At 31.3% G+C, this 15,440-nt stretch carries 11 protein-coding genes and 1 pseudogene; all 12 read left to right on the top strand.

Annotation, left to right across the window (positions count from 1 at the left end):
• Entirely contained in the window at positions 1 to 2,703 is a 2,703-nt protein-coding gene (locus UXY25_RS05835) for a DNA gyrase/topoisomerase IV subunit A (RefSeq protein ID WP_320815070.1), read from the top strand.
• Between the two features lie 53 nt (positions 2,704 to 2,756).
• Complete coding sequence (locus tag UXY25_RS05830) at positions 2,757 to 3,137, top strand: hypothetical protein (RefSeq protein ID WP_320815069.1); 381 nt, start codon at positions 2,757 to 2,759, stop codon at positions 3,135 to 3,137.
• A 188-nt stretch (positions 3,138 to 3,325) separates the two neighbouring features.
• Positions 3,326 to 4,201, top strand: coding sequence for a DUF3347 domain-containing protein (locus UXY25_RS05825; protein WP_320815068.1), 876 nt, complete (start codon positions 3,326 to 3,328; stop codon positions 4,199 to 4,201).
• A 16-nt stretch (positions 4,202 to 4,217) separates the two neighbouring features.
• Complete coding sequence (locus UXY25_RS05820) at positions 4,218 to 4,679, top strand: TlpA disulfide reductase family protein (RefSeq protein WP_320815067.1); 462 nt, start codon at positions 4,218 to 4,220, stop codon at positions 4,677 to 4,679.
• A gap of 6 nt (positions 4,680 to 4,685) precedes the next feature.
• Positions 4,686 to 5,171, top strand: a complete 486-nt coding sequence (locus UXY25_RS05815; RefSeq protein ID WP_320815066.1) for a heavy metal-associated domain-containing protein — start codon at positions 4,686 to 4,688, stop codon at positions 5,169 to 5,171.
• Positions 5,171 to 5,971 (top strand): hypothetical protein, encoded by an 801-nt coding sequence (locus tag UXY25_RS05810; protein WP_320815065.1) that lies wholly within the window; start codon positions 5,171 to 5,173, stop codon positions 5,969 to 5,971. Before UXY25_RS05815 ends, UXY25_RS05810 begins: the two co-directional genes overlap by 1 nt.
• A gap of 35 nt (positions 5,972 to 6,006) precedes the next feature.
• Positions 6,007 to 9,831 (top strand): efflux RND transporter permease subunit, encoded by a 3,825-nt coding sequence (locus UXY25_RS05805; protein ID WP_320815064.1) that lies wholly within the window; start codon positions 6,007 to 6,009, stop codon positions 9,829 to 9,831.
• On the top strand, positions 9,824 to 11,044 hold the full coding sequence (locus UXY25_RS05800) for a TolC family protein (RefSeq protein ID WP_320815063.1): 1,221 nt from the start codon (positions 9,824 to 9,826) through the stop codon (positions 11,042 to 11,044). The genes UXY25_RS05805 and UXY25_RS05800 overlap by 8 nt, the downstream gene beginning before the upstream one ends.
• A gap of 2 nt (positions 11,045 to 11,046) precedes the next feature.
• Entirely contained in the window at positions 11,047 to 12,819 is a 1,773-nt protein-coding gene (locus tag UXY25_RS05795; protein WP_320815062.1) for an efflux RND transporter periplasmic adaptor subunit, read from the top strand.
• A gap of 49 nt (positions 12,820 to 12,868) precedes the next feature.
• Complete coding sequence (locus UXY25_RS05790; protein WP_320815061.1) at positions 12,869 to 14,167, top strand: APC family permease; 1,299 nt, start codon at positions 12,869 to 12,871, stop codon at positions 14,165 to 14,167.
• Positions 14,168 to 14,520: 353 nt separating this feature from the next.
• A pseudogene (locus UXY25_RS11910) lies at positions 14,521 to 14,601 on the top strand (heavy metal-binding domain-containing protein); the annotation flags it as partial.
• A 177-nt stretch (positions 14,602 to 14,778) separates the two neighbouring features.
• Positions 14,779 to 15,348, top strand: a complete 570-nt coding sequence (locus UXY25_RS05780; RefSeq protein ID WP_320815059.1) for an AraC family transcriptional regulator — start codon at positions 14,779 to 14,781, stop codon at positions 15,346 to 15,348.
• The last annotated feature ends 92 nt before the right edge of the window (positions 15,349 to 15,440 follow it).

Genomic DNA, 15,440 nt, shown 5'->3' with positions numbered 1-15,440 from the left:
ATGAACGAAGACGAAGAAAACATAAACTCAAACGAAGACGAAAATAACCAAGAGTTAAACGATTCGAATACTAATGAAGGTTTTGAGGATATAAAAACATCCGGACATCATTTTTATGAGAATAACGAAAACCCTGAAGATACCATTACTAAAGTAACCGGTATGTATAAGGATTGGTTTTTAGATTATGCTTCGTATGTAATATTAGAACGTGCCGTTCCGGCTATTGAAGACGGATTTAAGCCAGTGCAACGCCGTATCATGCATTCTATGAAAGAGTTGGATGATGGTCGTTATAATAAAGTGGCGAACATTGTTGGACATACCATGCAGTATCATCCACATGGAGATGCGAGTATTGGAGATGCAATGGTACAAATAGGTCAGAAAGAACTAATTATCGACATGCAAGGAAACTGGGGTAATATCCTTACCGGAGATTCTGCCGCAGCTTCTCGTTACATTGAAGCGCGTATTTCTAAATTTGGTCACGATGTATTATATTCTCCTAAAATTACAAATTGGGGAACTTCTTATGATGGTCGTCGTGCCGAACCGGTAAATTTACCAGTTAAGTTTCCATTGCTTTTAGCGCAAGGAGCTGAAGGTATTGCTGTAGGTTTGTCTACTAAAATATTACCGCATAATTTTGTAGAATTAATCGATTCGTCAATAAAAATATTAAAAGGGAAGCCTTTTACTTTATATCCCGATTTTCCTACTGCTGGTATTGCAGATGTTTCTAACTATAATGATGGTTTACGAGGCGGACGTGTTCGTGTTCGTGCGAAAATTGCACAATTAGATAAAGCAACTTTAGTAATTACTCAAATTCCGTTTTCAACAAATACATCAACATTGATTGATAGTATTTTGAAAGCGAATGATAAAGGGAAAATCAAAGTCAAGAAAATTGAAGATAATACAGCTGCTGAGGTAGAAATTTTAATTCATTTACCTTCAGGAGTTTCTCCAGATAAAACAATTGATGCTTTATATGCTTTTACAGCTTGTGAAACTTCGGTTGCGCCATTAGGTTGTGTTATTGAAAACAACAAACCTTTGTTTATTGGCGTTTCTGATATGTTGAAAATTTCAACAAACAGAACCGTTGGTTTATTAAAAAGCGAATTAGAAATTCAGTTAAGCGAATTAGAGGAACAATGGCATTTCTTGTCTTTAGAGCGTATATTTATTGAAAACAAGATATATCGTTTAATTGAAGAAGAAACTACAAGAGACGGAGTTATTGAAGCAGTAGGCACTGGATTAAAACCATTTGTAAAAAATCTAAAAAGAGAAGTTACCGAAGCGGATATTTTACGATTGTTAGATATTCGAATCATGCGAATTTCTAAATTTGATAGTAATAAAGCACAAGATAAAATTGAATCTCTGGAAGGAGATATAGAAAAAGTAAAATTCGATTTAGATCATATTATAGATTTTGCAATTGCTTTTTTTACGACTTTAAAAGAAAAGTACGGAAAAGGAAAAGAGCGCCAAACCGAATTAAGAAGTTTTGATACTATTGAAGCAACGAAAGTAGCTTTACGTAACACAAAACTATATGTAAATAGAGAAGAAGGTTTCTTAGGAACTGGACTTAAAAAAGATGAATACCTTACGGACTGTTCAGATATTGACGATGTTATTGTTTTTCTTAGAGATGGTAGAATGGTAATTACCAGAGTAGACGATAAAAAGTTTATTGGTAAAGACATAATTCACATCGCTATTTTTGATAAAAGCGACAAACGTACCATTTACAATGTAATTTATCGTGATGGAAAAACGGGCGCTTCATTTATAAAGCGTTTCCATGTTTCTGGAGTTACAAGAGATAAAGAGTACCATATTACACAAGAAAAACCAGGTTCTCAAATTTTATATTTCTCATCTAATCCAAATGGAGAGGCAGAGGTTATTACAATTTTATTACGTCAAGTAGGAAGTGTAAAGAAACTGAAATGGGATTTAGATTTTACCGAAGTTTTAATAAAAGGAAGAGGTTCTAAAGGAAATACGGTTTCTAAATATCCAATTAAGAAAATTGAATTAAAAGAGAAAGGTATTTCAACACTTCGTCCTCGAAAAATTTGGTTTGACGATACCGTTCAAAGATTAAATACGGATGCAAGAGGAGAACTTTTAGGAGAGTTTAAGCCAAACGATAGATTGTTGATTATTAATCAATCAGGAAAGTTAAAAACCATTATTCCTGAACTTACAACACATTTCGATGGAGATATGATTGTTCTTGAAAAATGGAAACCAAGCAAACCTATTTCTGCAATATATTTTGATGGAGAAAAAGAACGTTATTACGTGAAGCGTTTCTTAATTGAAAATGAAAATAAAGAAGAAATTTTTATTACTGAACACGATAAATCGCAATTAGAAATTGTTTCTACAGATTGGTTGCCAATGGCTGAGGTAGTTTTTGCTAAAGTAAAAGGAGATCAAAAGGAAGCTATTCAAATAAATTTAGAGGATTTTATTGCTGTAAAAGGAATAAAAGCATTGGGTAACCAATTAACAAGTGATAAAGTAAAACAAATAAATTTATTAGAATCTTTACCATTTGAAGAACCAAAAGAACCTGAACCTGAAAAAATGGAAGTAACAGACGAAGAATCTGTTTCTGAAGACATTAAAACAGATTTAGAAGACGATGGTCAAATTACTTTAAGCTTGGATTAATTATAAATATATTAACAAGCTTGTTAAATATTTTTTTTACATTTGTTACATAGATGAGTAAAAAATTACACATATTAGCCTTACTTTTTACACTAGGTCTGTTTGCAGTACCAAGTGTAGGGTATGCATGTGGAACTAAATCTGTGAAAACTGAAAAGACTTGTTGTTCAGAAAAAACATCTATTAAAAAGGAGTCCAAATCTTGTTGTGACTCTACATCTACAAAAGATGAAGATAATTCTTGTAAGGGAAAATGTGGTCATTCAAACTGTACAACTGTTTCTTCCGTTGGTTTTAGTTTGTTTGTATATAATGAAATAGAATTCACTAATAATAATTTTGATTTTTCTACAAAAAAATCAAAATTTCACCATTCTGAAAACTTACTTTCAGATGGTTTTGTTTCTATATGGCTTATTCCTAAAATAGGCTAAATACAAAACGCGACAGCCAATGGTATGTCAAATTCAAAGCATTTGCTTTAAAAACAGCAGTTTATTTATTTTCAATTAAGGCATTCTTAGAGTGTTATTTAATTCTATTTACATTATTCTGCATTTTCAAAAAATTATTATTATTCATTAATCAAAGAAGAATCTTTGGTTAAATAAAACCTTTCAAAATGAAAAATTCTATTATAAAAGTAATGGTAGCAATGGTTGTATTGCTAACTTCAACAGTAAACGCGCAAATTAGAAATGCAAAAACAGAAACATTTAAAGTTTATGGTAATTGCGGTATGTGCGAATCAAAAATTGAAAAATCAGGTAGTGTTAAAAAAATAGCTAAAGTAGATTGGAACCAAGAAACAAGTATGGCAACAATAACGTATGATGCAAAAAAAACAACTTCCGATGAAATTCTTAAACGAATTGCATTAGCAGGTTATGATAGCGATAAGTTTCTTGCGCCTGATGATGTTTATAGTAATTTACATGGATGTTGCCAATACGATAGAGTTGCAAAAACGGAAGTTATCAGCACTATTGAAGCGGAAGAAGAAATTATGGAAAATCATAGCAATCATCAAGACCATTCAGAAATGAATGTTGCTATTGAAAAGGATAATATGCAACTGAAATCTGTTTTTGATAATTATTTCCTTTTAAAAGATGCTTTAGTGAATACGGACGGTACAGTTGCTTCAAAAGTTGCTAAAGAGTTAGTTGTAAATATAGAATCTGTAAAAATGAACGCATTAGAAATGGATGTTCATATGGTTTGGATGAAAGTGATGAAGGAACTTAAAAATGATGCAACAGTTATTTCAAATACAAAAGACACTAAAATACAAAGAGCTTCTTTCGACTCTTTATCTATTGCTATCTACAAGCTTATAAAAGTTTCAAAAACTGAAACACCAATTTATTATCAACGTTGTCCTATGGCAAATGGTGGTAAAGGTGCAACATGGTTAAGTAAAGAGTCCGCGGTTAAAAATCCGTATTATGGTTCAATGATGATGAGCTGTGGTAAAGTAATTGAGACAATAAAATAATCTTTAAAAATATAAAATGAAAATAATAAGCATACTATTTCTCTTTATTTCAATTAGTATACAAGCTCAATTAAAAGTTGGAGATTCAATCCCAAACTTTATGTTGCCTAATGCAAATAATGAAGAAATAAGTAATATGTCTTTTCAAAATAAGTATCTCTTGATTGATTTTTGGGCCTCTTGGTGTGGTCCATGTAGAGTAGCAAATAAAAAGATTGTTAAATTTTATAAAGAGATAGATAAAACTAAAATCGAGTTTATTGGTATATCATTAGATAAAGACAAATCAAAATGGATTAAAGCCATAGAAAAAGATAAAATAACATTTACTCAATTAAATGATCCTAATGGATTTGATGCAAAAACGGCTGTTTTATTTAAAATTGAAGAGTTGCCAACTCAATACTTATTTAATGAAAATGGAATTTTAATTGGAATTAACCCAACAGAAGAAGAAATAATTAACTTTTTAAAATAAAACAAAATGAAAAAAATATTTTTAATAATCACAGTAATAACTTTAGGGATGTTTAACGCAAATGCTCAAATTTCCAAAGCAGAAATTAGAGCTATGGGATTAACATGTTCTATGTGTTCTAATGCTATAAATAAGCAATTAAAATCTATAGATGGAGTTGAAAGTGTGGAAACAGATTTAAATACAAACACTTTTACAGTTACTCTAAAAGAAAACAATACATTAAGTCCAAAAGTATTTAAAGAAGGCGTTGAGAAAGCTGGTTTTTTTATTGGTTCTTTAATAGTAACTTCAAATTCAGAAACTATTAATAATGCAAATTATATTTTGATTAAGGAAAATGATTCTGCATCAAAAGAAATTAAATTTCAAGTTTTAGACAAAGGTTATGTAACGGATAAAGAGTTTAAGAAATTATCGAAATCGTTTAAAAACATTACAACTTATGCAATAAATAATGAAGACGATTTTCATATTAAAACTTTAAATTAATGAAAAAATTATTTTTATTATTAACTATTATAACATTCCAAAACATTTTAAGTCAAGAGTTATTTGTTGTTACAGACCCTGCGAGTAATGTTCCAGCAAATTCATTGGCAGTAAATGTAATGCAATCTCTTTTTAAAGAGAAGTATGCTTCAGGATATAACTACCATCTTATGCCTGAAATTAGTTATGGTTTAAACAAAAATTTAATGTTTAGAGCTACTTCTTTTGTCAGTGAAAATAATGGATTGAATGTTGAAGGAGGAGGATTTTATGCGAAATATCGTTTTTTTTCTTCAGATGATTTGAATAGTCATTTTCGAATGGCTGCTTATGGAAGATTTAGTTTTAATAATTCCGACATTCATCAGGAACAAATTGAAATTCAAGGTCATAATTCAGGTTATGAAGTAGGTTTGGTAGCTACAAAACTTATTCATAAAGTAGCTATAAGTTCAACTGTAAGTTTTGAAAAAGCGTTTGATAATAAATCAAAAAACCCTTTTCCAAATACACTAGGGAATAACGCAACTAATTATACTTTATCCTTTGGGAAATTGATGTATCCTAAAACGTATACTAGTTATAAACAAACGAACATTAATTTAATGTTAGAATTAGTTGGGCAAACTATTAACGAAAACGGGAAGTCATATATAGATGCAGTTCCAGCAATTCAATTTATTATTAATAGTCAAGCTCGTATAGATATAGCTTACAGACATGAATTAATGAGTTCAATGAATCGTTCTGCTCCTAATGGTGTTTATTTCAATTTGTATTATACTTTTTTTAATCTTTAGGTCTTTTGAGTAACATATAATTTTAATAAAAACGAATGTTAAATAAAATCATAAAATACTTCCTTGAGAATAGATTAGTTACTGTGCTAATTCTTACTGTGCTAATTGTATGGGGTATTGCCACAGCACCTTTTAATTGGAAAATACCATTCATTCCTTCAGATGCTGTTGCGGTTGATGCTATTCCGGATATTGGTGAAAACCAACAAATTGTTTTTACACAATGGCCCGGTAGATCACCACAGGATATTGAAGACCAAATTTCTTATCCATTAACCACTTATTTATTAGGTATTCCAGGCGTAAAATCTATTAGAAGTAATTCCATTTTTGGTTTTTCAAGTATTTATATAATCTTCGATGATGATATTGAATTTTACTGGTCAAGATCCAGAATACTTGAAAAATTAAACTCATTACCTAATAGTTTATTACCTGAAAACGTTAAACCATCACTAGGCCCAGATGCAACGGCATTAGGACAAGTATATTGGTATACAGTTGAAGGAAGAGATAAAGATGGTAATCCAACAGGTGGATGGGATTTACAAGAAATTAGAACGGCACAAGATTTCTATATTAAATATGGCTTAAACGCTGTTAAAGGAGTTTCAGAAGTAGCATCTATTGGAGGTTTTGTCAAAGAATATCAAATTGACGTTAACCCTGATGCATTGAAGGCTTACAATATTAGTTTGATGCAAGTTATGACTGCCGTTCAAAAATCAAATAAAGATGTTGGAGCTAAAACAATTGAAATCAACCAAGCCGAATATTTAGTTAGAGGACTTGGTTATGTAAAAAAAGTAGAAGACATTGAACTTGCTGTTGTTGCAGTAAAAGATAATGTTCCAATACGTATAAAAGATATTGGTGTAGTTGCATTAGGGCCGTCAACAAGAAGAGGGATTTTAGATAAAGGTGGTGCAGAAGCGGTAGGAGGTGTTGTTATTGCACGTTATGGTTCTAATCCGTTAGAAGTAATAAATGGTGTAAAGTCTAAAATCAGTGAAATTGCATCTGGTTTACCAAAAAAGACATTAGCTAATGGAGTAGTTAGTCAATTAACTATTATTCCTTTTTACGACCGTACAGAATTAATTCAAGAAACAATAGGTACATTAGAAACAGCGCTTTCTCATGAAGTTTTAATTAGTATAATTGTTGTTTTACTTTTAGTTTTTAATTTAAGAGCATCTTTAATTATTTCCAGTTTATTACCAGTTGGTGTATTAATGACTTTTATTGTCATGCGTTATTCTGGTGTAGATGCTAATGTTGTTGCTCTATCCGGAATTGCTATTGCTATTGGTGTCATGGTAGATGTAGGTGTCGTTTTTGTTGAAAATATTATTCGACATCTCGAAATGCCTCATAATGAAGGAGCAAAAGGGAAACAATTAATGCAAGTAATTTATGAAGCAACTACTGAAGTTGCGTCAGCAATTACAACTGCTTTAGCCACAACAGTTGTTAGTTTTATCCCTGTTTTTGCAATGGAATCAGCCGAAGGGAAGCTATTTAGACCTTTAGCATTTACAAAGACTTTTGCATTGTTAGGAGCATTTGTATTAGGTATAGTAGTACTTCCTTCTTTAGCTAACTATTTATTTGGAATTGACTTCGATAAAAAAAGAGTAAAGCGTTTTTGGTCGTATGTATTTATTTCTGGTGGTATATTATTAAGTGTTTATTTTAAAATTTGGCTTCCTTTAGGATTAGTCTTAATGGGACTATATGACTTGTTTAATCATAAAATTCCTGAAAAATTTCAACCATTTACAAAGCATTTTAATTTAGTTGTAGTAGTATTTCTTGTTTCGTTTTTCTTAACTGAAGAATGGATGCCTTTAGGTCCACAAATAAGTGTGATAGGTAATTATCTTTTTGTAATTGTACTTTTAGGAATAATATTATCTGCACTTTTAACCATAGTCAAATCTTATGAAAAAGTACTACGTTGGTGTTTAGAGAACAAAGGTAAATTCATGTTATTACCAATAATAACATTATTTTTTGGAGTTTTGGTTTGGATTGGTTTTGACAGTACTTTTGGAATTGTGGCAAAAGGGTTTGATAGATTAGGTTGGAATATTAGAGCAACAAAAGCATGGTCAGTTCCATCTCATACTTTTCCAGGTATTGGTTCCGAATTTATGCCAACGCTTAACGAAGGAAGTTATTTATTAATGCCAACTTCTATGCCGCATGCTGGTGTAGAACAAAATAGAAAAGTAGTAGGGCAACTCGATATGCTTCTAAATCATATTCCCGAAGTCGATATGGCTGTTGGTAAATTAGGTCGTGTAGAAAGCGCTTTAGATCCTGCTCCTATTTCTATGTATGAAAATATTATCAATTATAAACCGGAATTTATTTTGGATGCTAAAGGGCATCGTATGCGATTCAAGACAGATAATAAAGGTCGTTTTATCACTAAATTTGGTGATAGTCTTACGCATGATGATGCTTTAAAACAAGCTATTTCTATTAAAAATTTAATTGCTGATGAAGATGGTACTTTCTACAGAAATTGGCGGGATATAATTCAATCACCTGATGATATTTGGAACGAAATTGTAAAAGTGTCAAAAATACCAGGAGTTACTTCTGCTCCAAAATTACAGCCTATAGAAACACGGCTAGTAATGCTTCAAACAGGAATGAGAGCACCCATGGGAATAAAAGTTTTTGGTCCCGATTTAAAAACAATTGAAGAATTCGGTTTAGAACTTGAAGGTATTATAAAAGAAGTGCCTTCCGTTAAAAAAGAAGCTGTTTTTGCAGATAGAATTGTAGGTAAACCTTATTTACATTTAAATATTGACAGAGAAAAAATTTCTCGATTTGGCTTAAACGTAGAAGATATTCAACAAACAATTGAAACAGCAATTGGAGGAATGAAAATTTCTTCAACGGTGGAAGGTAGAGAACGTTATCCAATACGTGTTCGTTATCCTAGAGAATTACGAGATAGCCCTGAAGCATTGGGCAAAATATTAGTTGCTACTCCAACAGGGGCACAAATTCCATTAGGTCAATTGGTGCAATTTGAATACAAAAAAGGCCCTCAAGCTATTAAAAGTGAAGATACTTTTTTAGTCGGGTTTGTACTATTCGATAAAAATGATGGTTATGCAGAAGTCGACGTAGTGAATGATGCACAAAAAGCAATTCAAACTAAAATTGATTCAGGTGAGTTAATAGTTCCACAAGGAGTTAATTATAAATTTTCAGGGAGTTATGAAAATCAAATTAGAGCTATGAAAAGGCTTTCTATTGTAATTCCTATATGTTTAGTAGTTATCTTTTTATTACTCTATTTCCAATTCAAAACAGTTATTGCATCATCAATTCATTTTTCTGGAGTTTTTGTTGCTTTTGCAGGTGGATTCATCATGTTATGGTTATACGGACAAGATTGGTTTATGAATTTTGCTGTTGCAGATGTAAATATGCGGGACTTATTTCAAATGCATTCCATAAATTTGAGTGTCGCAGTTTGGGTAGGTTTTATTGCATTATTTGGAATTGCAACAGATGATGGAGTAATTATGGGTTCCTATATTCATCAAGTTTTTAAAGAAAAAGATCCACAAACAGTTTCTGAAGTTCGTGATGCTGTAGTTGAAGCTGGTAAAATGAGAGTTAGACCAGCAGTTATGACAACTGCTACAACAATCATTGCTTTACTTCCGGTTTTAACTTCAACAGGAAAAGGTTCAGATATTATGATTCCAATGGCAATTCCAACATTTGGAGGAATGACCATTCAGATTATGACCATGTTTATTGTGCCTGTTCTTCAAGCATATTGGAGAGAAACAGTAATTAAAAATAAAGAAAAAAGAAATGCGTAAATTAATAATTATATCACTTTTATTTTTTGCTTATAATGTTGAAGGACAATCTATAAACGATTATTATACTATTGCTGCGGAAAATAATCCGGAATTAAAAGCAAAGTATAAAGAGTTTGAAGCTGCCATGCAAAGAATACCGCAAGTTAGTTCTTTGCCAGATCCTAATCTTTCCATGGGGTATTTTATTTCTCCAGTAGAAACGAGACTTGGACCTCAAAACTTTCGCTTTTCACTATCACAAATGTTTCCTTGGTTTGGTACTTTAAAAGCACAAAAAAATGCTGCAACTTTAATTGCTGAAAGTAAATATCAAGCCTTTTTAAATGCTAAAAATCAATTGTATTCTCATGTTGCTACTGCTTATTATCCTTTGTATGAGCTATTAAAATTAAAAGATATTGAACAAGAAAACATCAAAATTTTAGATTCATATAAAAATATTGCCAATGCAAAATTTGAAAATGGAAAAGGAAGTTTAGTAGATGTTTTACGTGTAGATATTATGATAAAAGAGGCTCAAACTAATTTAGGCATTTTAACTAAAAAAGAGCCTTCATTAACCTCGTGGTTCAATAGTATTCTAAATAGGCCGTATAATGAAAAAATTGTTATTTCTAAAGATTTGCAAATTATGCCATTACCAATTGAATACCGCAAAGATTCTATAACCACTAACCCAATACTACAAGAATTGGAATTAAAAAAACAAGCTTCAGAAGTGTCTATTGAAGTAGCCAGAAAACAAGGATTACCTAAATTAGGTCTTGGTTTAGATTATGTTTTGGTAGGGAAAGGAATGAATAACTTTCCAGATTCGGGTAAAGATATCATCATGCCAATGGTTTCTGTTAGTTTGCCAATTTTTAGAAAAAAATACAATGCAGCAACTAATGAAGCAAAATTAATGCAAGAAAGTTATTCTTTTCAAAAAGAAGCGTATGAAAATAAATTAAATGGTACATACTACAAACTTGTTTTTGAATTAGAAAAGGAAAGAGATTTATTAAAATTATATGAAGGTCAAGTCATAACACTTTCTAAAAGTTTGAACCTATTATTTGCTTATTACAGTAATGCTAATAAAGATTTTGAAGAAGTATTACGCATGCAACAAGAACTTTTAAAGTATCAAAAAATGCAATTGTTAAGTATAAGTACTTTTTATATAAAATTAGCTGAATTGGATTATTTAACAGCAAAACAATTTTAATCATGAACATAGATAAAAAAACTAAAATATTACTAGGGCTTACATTAGTTGTAGGTATTCTATTAGGCGCATTGTTTTTTGGAGGAGACTCTAAAGAAGAAGAACAAAAAACAGAAGTCACTTCAAAAGTAGAGGTTTGGACATGTTCTATGCATCCACAAATTAGACAACCAGAGCCTGGTGATTGCCCTATATGTGGAATGGACTTAATTTCATTGGAATCTGGAGATGATAGTATCGACCCAGATGCAATTAGTATGTCTGAATCAGCTATGATTATTGCTGGAATCTCTACCTACAAAGTAGGAAATACCGATGGTGTAAAAGAAATAGCATTGAATGGAAAAATTGAAGTGAATGAAAAGACAGTTTATAGTCAATCTTCACATATACCAGGGCGTATTGAAAAAATCCAAGTTTCTTTTGTAGGCGAATATGTAAAGAAAGGACAAGTGGTAGCTTATGTGTATTCTCCAGATTTAGCGAGTGCACAACAAGAGCTAATTGAAGCATACAGTGTTAAGGATATACAACCTCAATTATTAGAATCCGTAAAAACAAAACTAAAAAACTGGAAAGTTTCGGATGCTACTATTAATAGTATTATTTCTTCAGGAAAAACACAAGATAAATTCCCTATTTACGCGGATGTTTCAGGATATATAATCAAGAAAAATGTAGAATTAGGAGATTATATTCAAAAAGGGCAAACCTTATATGATGTTGCAGATTTATCAACCGTCTGGGTGCTTTTTGAAATTTACGAATCGGATTTGAGCTGGGTTAAAAAAGGAGATAAAGTAAACTACACAGTTGCTTCTTTTCCCGGCAAAACATTTTCAGGGGCAATTACATTTATTGACCCATTTATAAATCCAATGACAAGAATTGCAAAAGCAAGAGTTGAAGTAAGTAATTCTGGTTTAAAATTTAAGCCAGAAATGTTTGTTTCAGGGACTTTAAAAACTAAAATAGTTGGAAATAAAGCAACTTTAAGTGTTCCTAAATCAGCGGTAATGTGGACAGGTAAACGATCAATTGTGTACATTAAAAATGAAACAGATAAAGGAATTTCATTCAAATTAAGAGAAGTTACTTTAGGACCTTTATTAGGAAATGATTACATAATTGAAGAAGGTTTAGAAGTTGGCGAAGAAATAGTAGCAAATGGTACTTTTAATGTAGATGCTGCAGCACAATTAGCAGGAAAACCAAGTATGATGAATTTAGAAGGGGGTAAAGTAAAAACAGGTCACAATCATGGAGATGCAACTATGGTAATGAGCGAAGATAAAAAAGTAGTTTTAAAAGAAGATAAAACAACTATTAGTGCTGAAGCTAAAAAAAGTTTACAAGGCTTATATAAAAATTATTTTGAGTTTAAAGATGCCTTAACAAAAGATGATTTTAATTCCGCTAAAAAAGCCCTTTTAGAATTTGAAAAAACACTCGGTAAAATAAATATGAGTATATTTAAAGGAGAATCTCATAAAGTATGGATGAATTATCAGACAGAACTTAAAAAAAATACGCTTCATGCTACACATATAAAAAACATTAATGAATTGAGAATGTCTTTTGAACCTATCTCAAATGTAATGATAGCCATGACAAAAGCTTTTAATCCTTTAAATAAAAGTGCTTACGTGCAATTTTGTCCTATGGCTAATAATGATAAAGGAGCAAATTGGTTAAGTAAAGAAAATAAAGTAGTAAATCCATATTTTGGTGCATCTATGCTAAAATGTGGAGAAGTAAAGGAAACCGTAAAATAAATTACAAATCTTTATAAATTTTAAGATCATAAAAAAAGCGAATTAAATAATGAAACAGTATAAAAAAAACAGTATAACGCTTAAAGGGGCAGTTGCACTCGGCACCGGTGTTATGATTGGTGCAGCCATTTTTGCTCTTCTAGGTCAGGTGGCTGAATTATCTGGGTCATTATTTCCTATTGTCTTTATAGTCGGAGCGCTAATTTCAGGATGTAGTGCATATGCCTATGTAAAAATGTCAAATGCTTATCCTTCCGCGGGTGGTATAGCCATGTATTTAATGAAGGCTTATGGTAAAGGCGCCATAACGGCAGTGGCGGCTCTTTTAATGGCTTTTGCAATGGTAATTAATCAAAGTCTGGTAGCACGTACTTTCGGGTCTTATACCATGCAATTATTTGAAGGAAGTCAAAACGATTTCTGGATACCATTGCTGGGTGTATTGTTACTTGTAGTTACTTTTTTAATCAATATCGCAGGAAATAAGGTCATCGAAAAAATTTCTTTTACCATGGCTATTCTCAAGATTGGTGGGATAGCCATTTTTGCAATCGGTGGGCTTTGGGTAGCTGGATTTTCTTTTGGCAAAGCCATTCCTGAAGAAATTTCGGGAGGCTTTTCAATAGCAAGTTATCTGGGAGCCCTTGCCCTTGCTATTTTAGCGTATGCAGGATTTACTACCATAACCAATAGTGGTGCAGAAATTGTAAAGCCTCACAAAAATGTGGGTAGAGCTATTCTGATTTCGCTTGTTATCTGTACAATAGTATATTTATTGGTAGCATTTGCAGTATCGGCCAACCTGTCCGTACCGAAAATTATAGAGGCAAAAGATTTCTCTTTAGCAGAAGCAGCAAAACCTGCTTTTGGTAAATATGGGCTTTGGTTTACAGTAGGCCTTGCCATCGTTGCAACTGTATCAAGCGTTTTAGCCAATGTATTCGCCATTTCTAGGATGACTGCAATGCTTACCGAAATAAAACTGATACCCCATAAGCATTTCGGAATGCCTGGTAACCTTCAACAGCATATGTTAGTTTATACAATTGTTATAGCTATTACATTAACCATATTTTTTGACCTCAGCAGGATAGCTTCTTTAGGAGCTATCTTTTATCTGATTATGGATATTATTGTCCAATGGGGTGTTTATAAACATTTACGAAAAAAAATCAAAGCAAACGGTTCTTTACTTTTGATCACAATTGCGCTTGATGCAACTGTTTTGACGGCTTTTATATGGATGAAAATACAGAGTGATATGTTGCTTATTATCATTGCGGCTGTTTTATTACTATTGATATTTATAGGGGAGAAATGGTTTTTATATAGAAAAGAAAATGAATAGAAAAGAAAATGTTGTCAATAATAATAAACTTCAACAATTTAATAAATAAGCAGGTAAGCCGAAAACGGATCAGAGTAGGCAATAAATACAAATTATGATAGGACCCGAGCGAAGCGAACAGGCGAAGCAATTAGATATGACTAATAATAATAATAATAATAATAATAATCAATAAATATAAACACATGAAAAAAGTAATCGGAATTTTAGCAGTAGCTTTATTAAGCTTAACAGTATCTTGTAAAGATAATAAAGAGCATGAACACCATGAGGATACAATGCATAACGAAGAAATGCAAATGGATTCACATGAAGGTCACGACCATTCTAAAATGGAAGAAACAGCTGCAATGTATTATTGTCCTATGAAATGTGAAGGCGATAAAACGTATGACAAAGCTGGAGAATGCCCAAAATGCGGAATGGATTTAGTTGTTGTAGAAAAAGAATAAATCTATGACAAAGTTATACATCAAAAAGAGGCTTTGTAACCGATGTATTCTAGTAGTTAAGTCTGAGTTAGAAAAACTCGGACTTAACTTTCTATCTGTTGAGTAGGGTGAAGTTACCTTTCAAAAGGCAATATCTTTAGAAGAAAAAAATAAAAAATCATGAAACTATTTATCAAAAACATGGTCTGTAGTCGCTGCGTAAAAGTGATTAAACAAGAACTTGAAAGTCTTGGTGTAAAAGTTACATCAATCGAACTTGGTGAATTAGTTGTTGATGATACAAATGGTAATCATGATGAGATTATCTTTCAAATTGAAAAAGTATTACATGCTAATCATTTTGAAATAATTCATAGTTCAGAAGAAAATCTTGTCGAAAAAATCAAACATTTTCTATTTAATAAAATAGAAGAACTACCCTTAGATTCTATAATTAATTTATCACAAGCTTTGAGTACAGAACTCAATCACGAATATAAATCATTAAGTAAACTATTCTCGCATTCAGAAAAAATTACAATTGAAAAATACTTCATTCGATTAAAAATTGAAAAAGTCAAAGAGTTAATTCAATTGAAACAACATACTTTTTCTGAAATAGGATATTTATTGGATTATAATAATGTCAACCATTTATCAAGACAATTTAAAGAAGTTGTTGGAATGAGTATGACAGAATATAAAAATTATGATGATTCAAAACGAAATCATTACGATGAAATTATATAGATTTTAACGATAATTGTGTAACTGATTTAAAATAGTATTAAATACCTTTATTAGTATTATAAATCAGCACACTATGAAAAATAATCACTGGA

The organism is Flavobacterium sp. (assembly GCF_034111225.1).
In the GTDB taxonomy this organism is placed as follows: domain Bacteria; phylum Bacteroidota; class Bacteroidia; order Flavobacteriales; family Flavobacteriaceae; genus Flavobacterium.
Note: the sequence above shows the minus strand (reverse complement) of the source record. Positions and strands in the feature narration are given on the sequence as shown.

Coding starts and splice junctions, on each gene's coding strand:
- UXY25_RS05825 (WP_320815068.1), top strand. CDS start 3,326: ATGAAAAATTCTATTATAAAAGTAATGGTAGCAATGGTTGTATTGCTA.
- UXY25_RS05820 (WP_320815067.1), top strand. CDS start 4,218: ATGAAAATAATAAGCATACTATTTCTCTTTATTTCAATTAGTATACAA.
- UXY25_RS05780 (WP_320815059.1), top strand. CDS start 14,779: ATGAAACTATTTATCAAAAACATGGTCTGTAGTCGCTGCGTAAAAGTG.
- UXY25_RS05835 (WP_320815070.1), top strand. CDS start 1: ATGAACGAAGACGAAGAAAACATAAACTCAAACGAAGACGAAAATAAC.
- UXY25_RS05790 (WP_320815061.1), top strand. CDS start 12,869: ATGAAACAGTATAAAAAAAACAGTATAACGCTTAAAGGGGCAGTTGCA.
- UXY25_RS05805 (WP_320815064.1), top strand. CDS start 6,007: ATGTTAAATAAAATCATAAAATACTTCCTTGAGAATAGATTAGTTACT.
- UXY25_RS05795 (WP_320815062.1), top strand. CDS start 11,047: ATGAACATAGATAAAAAAACTAAAATATTACTAGGGCTTACATTAGTT.
- UXY25_RS05830 (WP_320815069.1), top strand. CDS start 2,757: ATGAGTAAAAAATTACACATATTAGCCTTACTTTTTACACTAGGTCTG.
- UXY25_RS05815 (WP_320815066.1), top strand. CDS start 4,686: ATGAAAAAAATATTTTTAATAATCACAGTAATAACTTTAGGGATGTTT.
- UXY25_RS05810 (WP_320815065.1), top strand. CDS start 5,171: ATGAAAAAATTATTTTTATTATTAACTATTATAACATTCCAAAACATT.
- UXY25_RS05800 (WP_320815063.1), top strand. CDS start 9,824: ATGCGTAAATTAATAATTATATCACTTTTATTTTTTGCTTATAATGTT.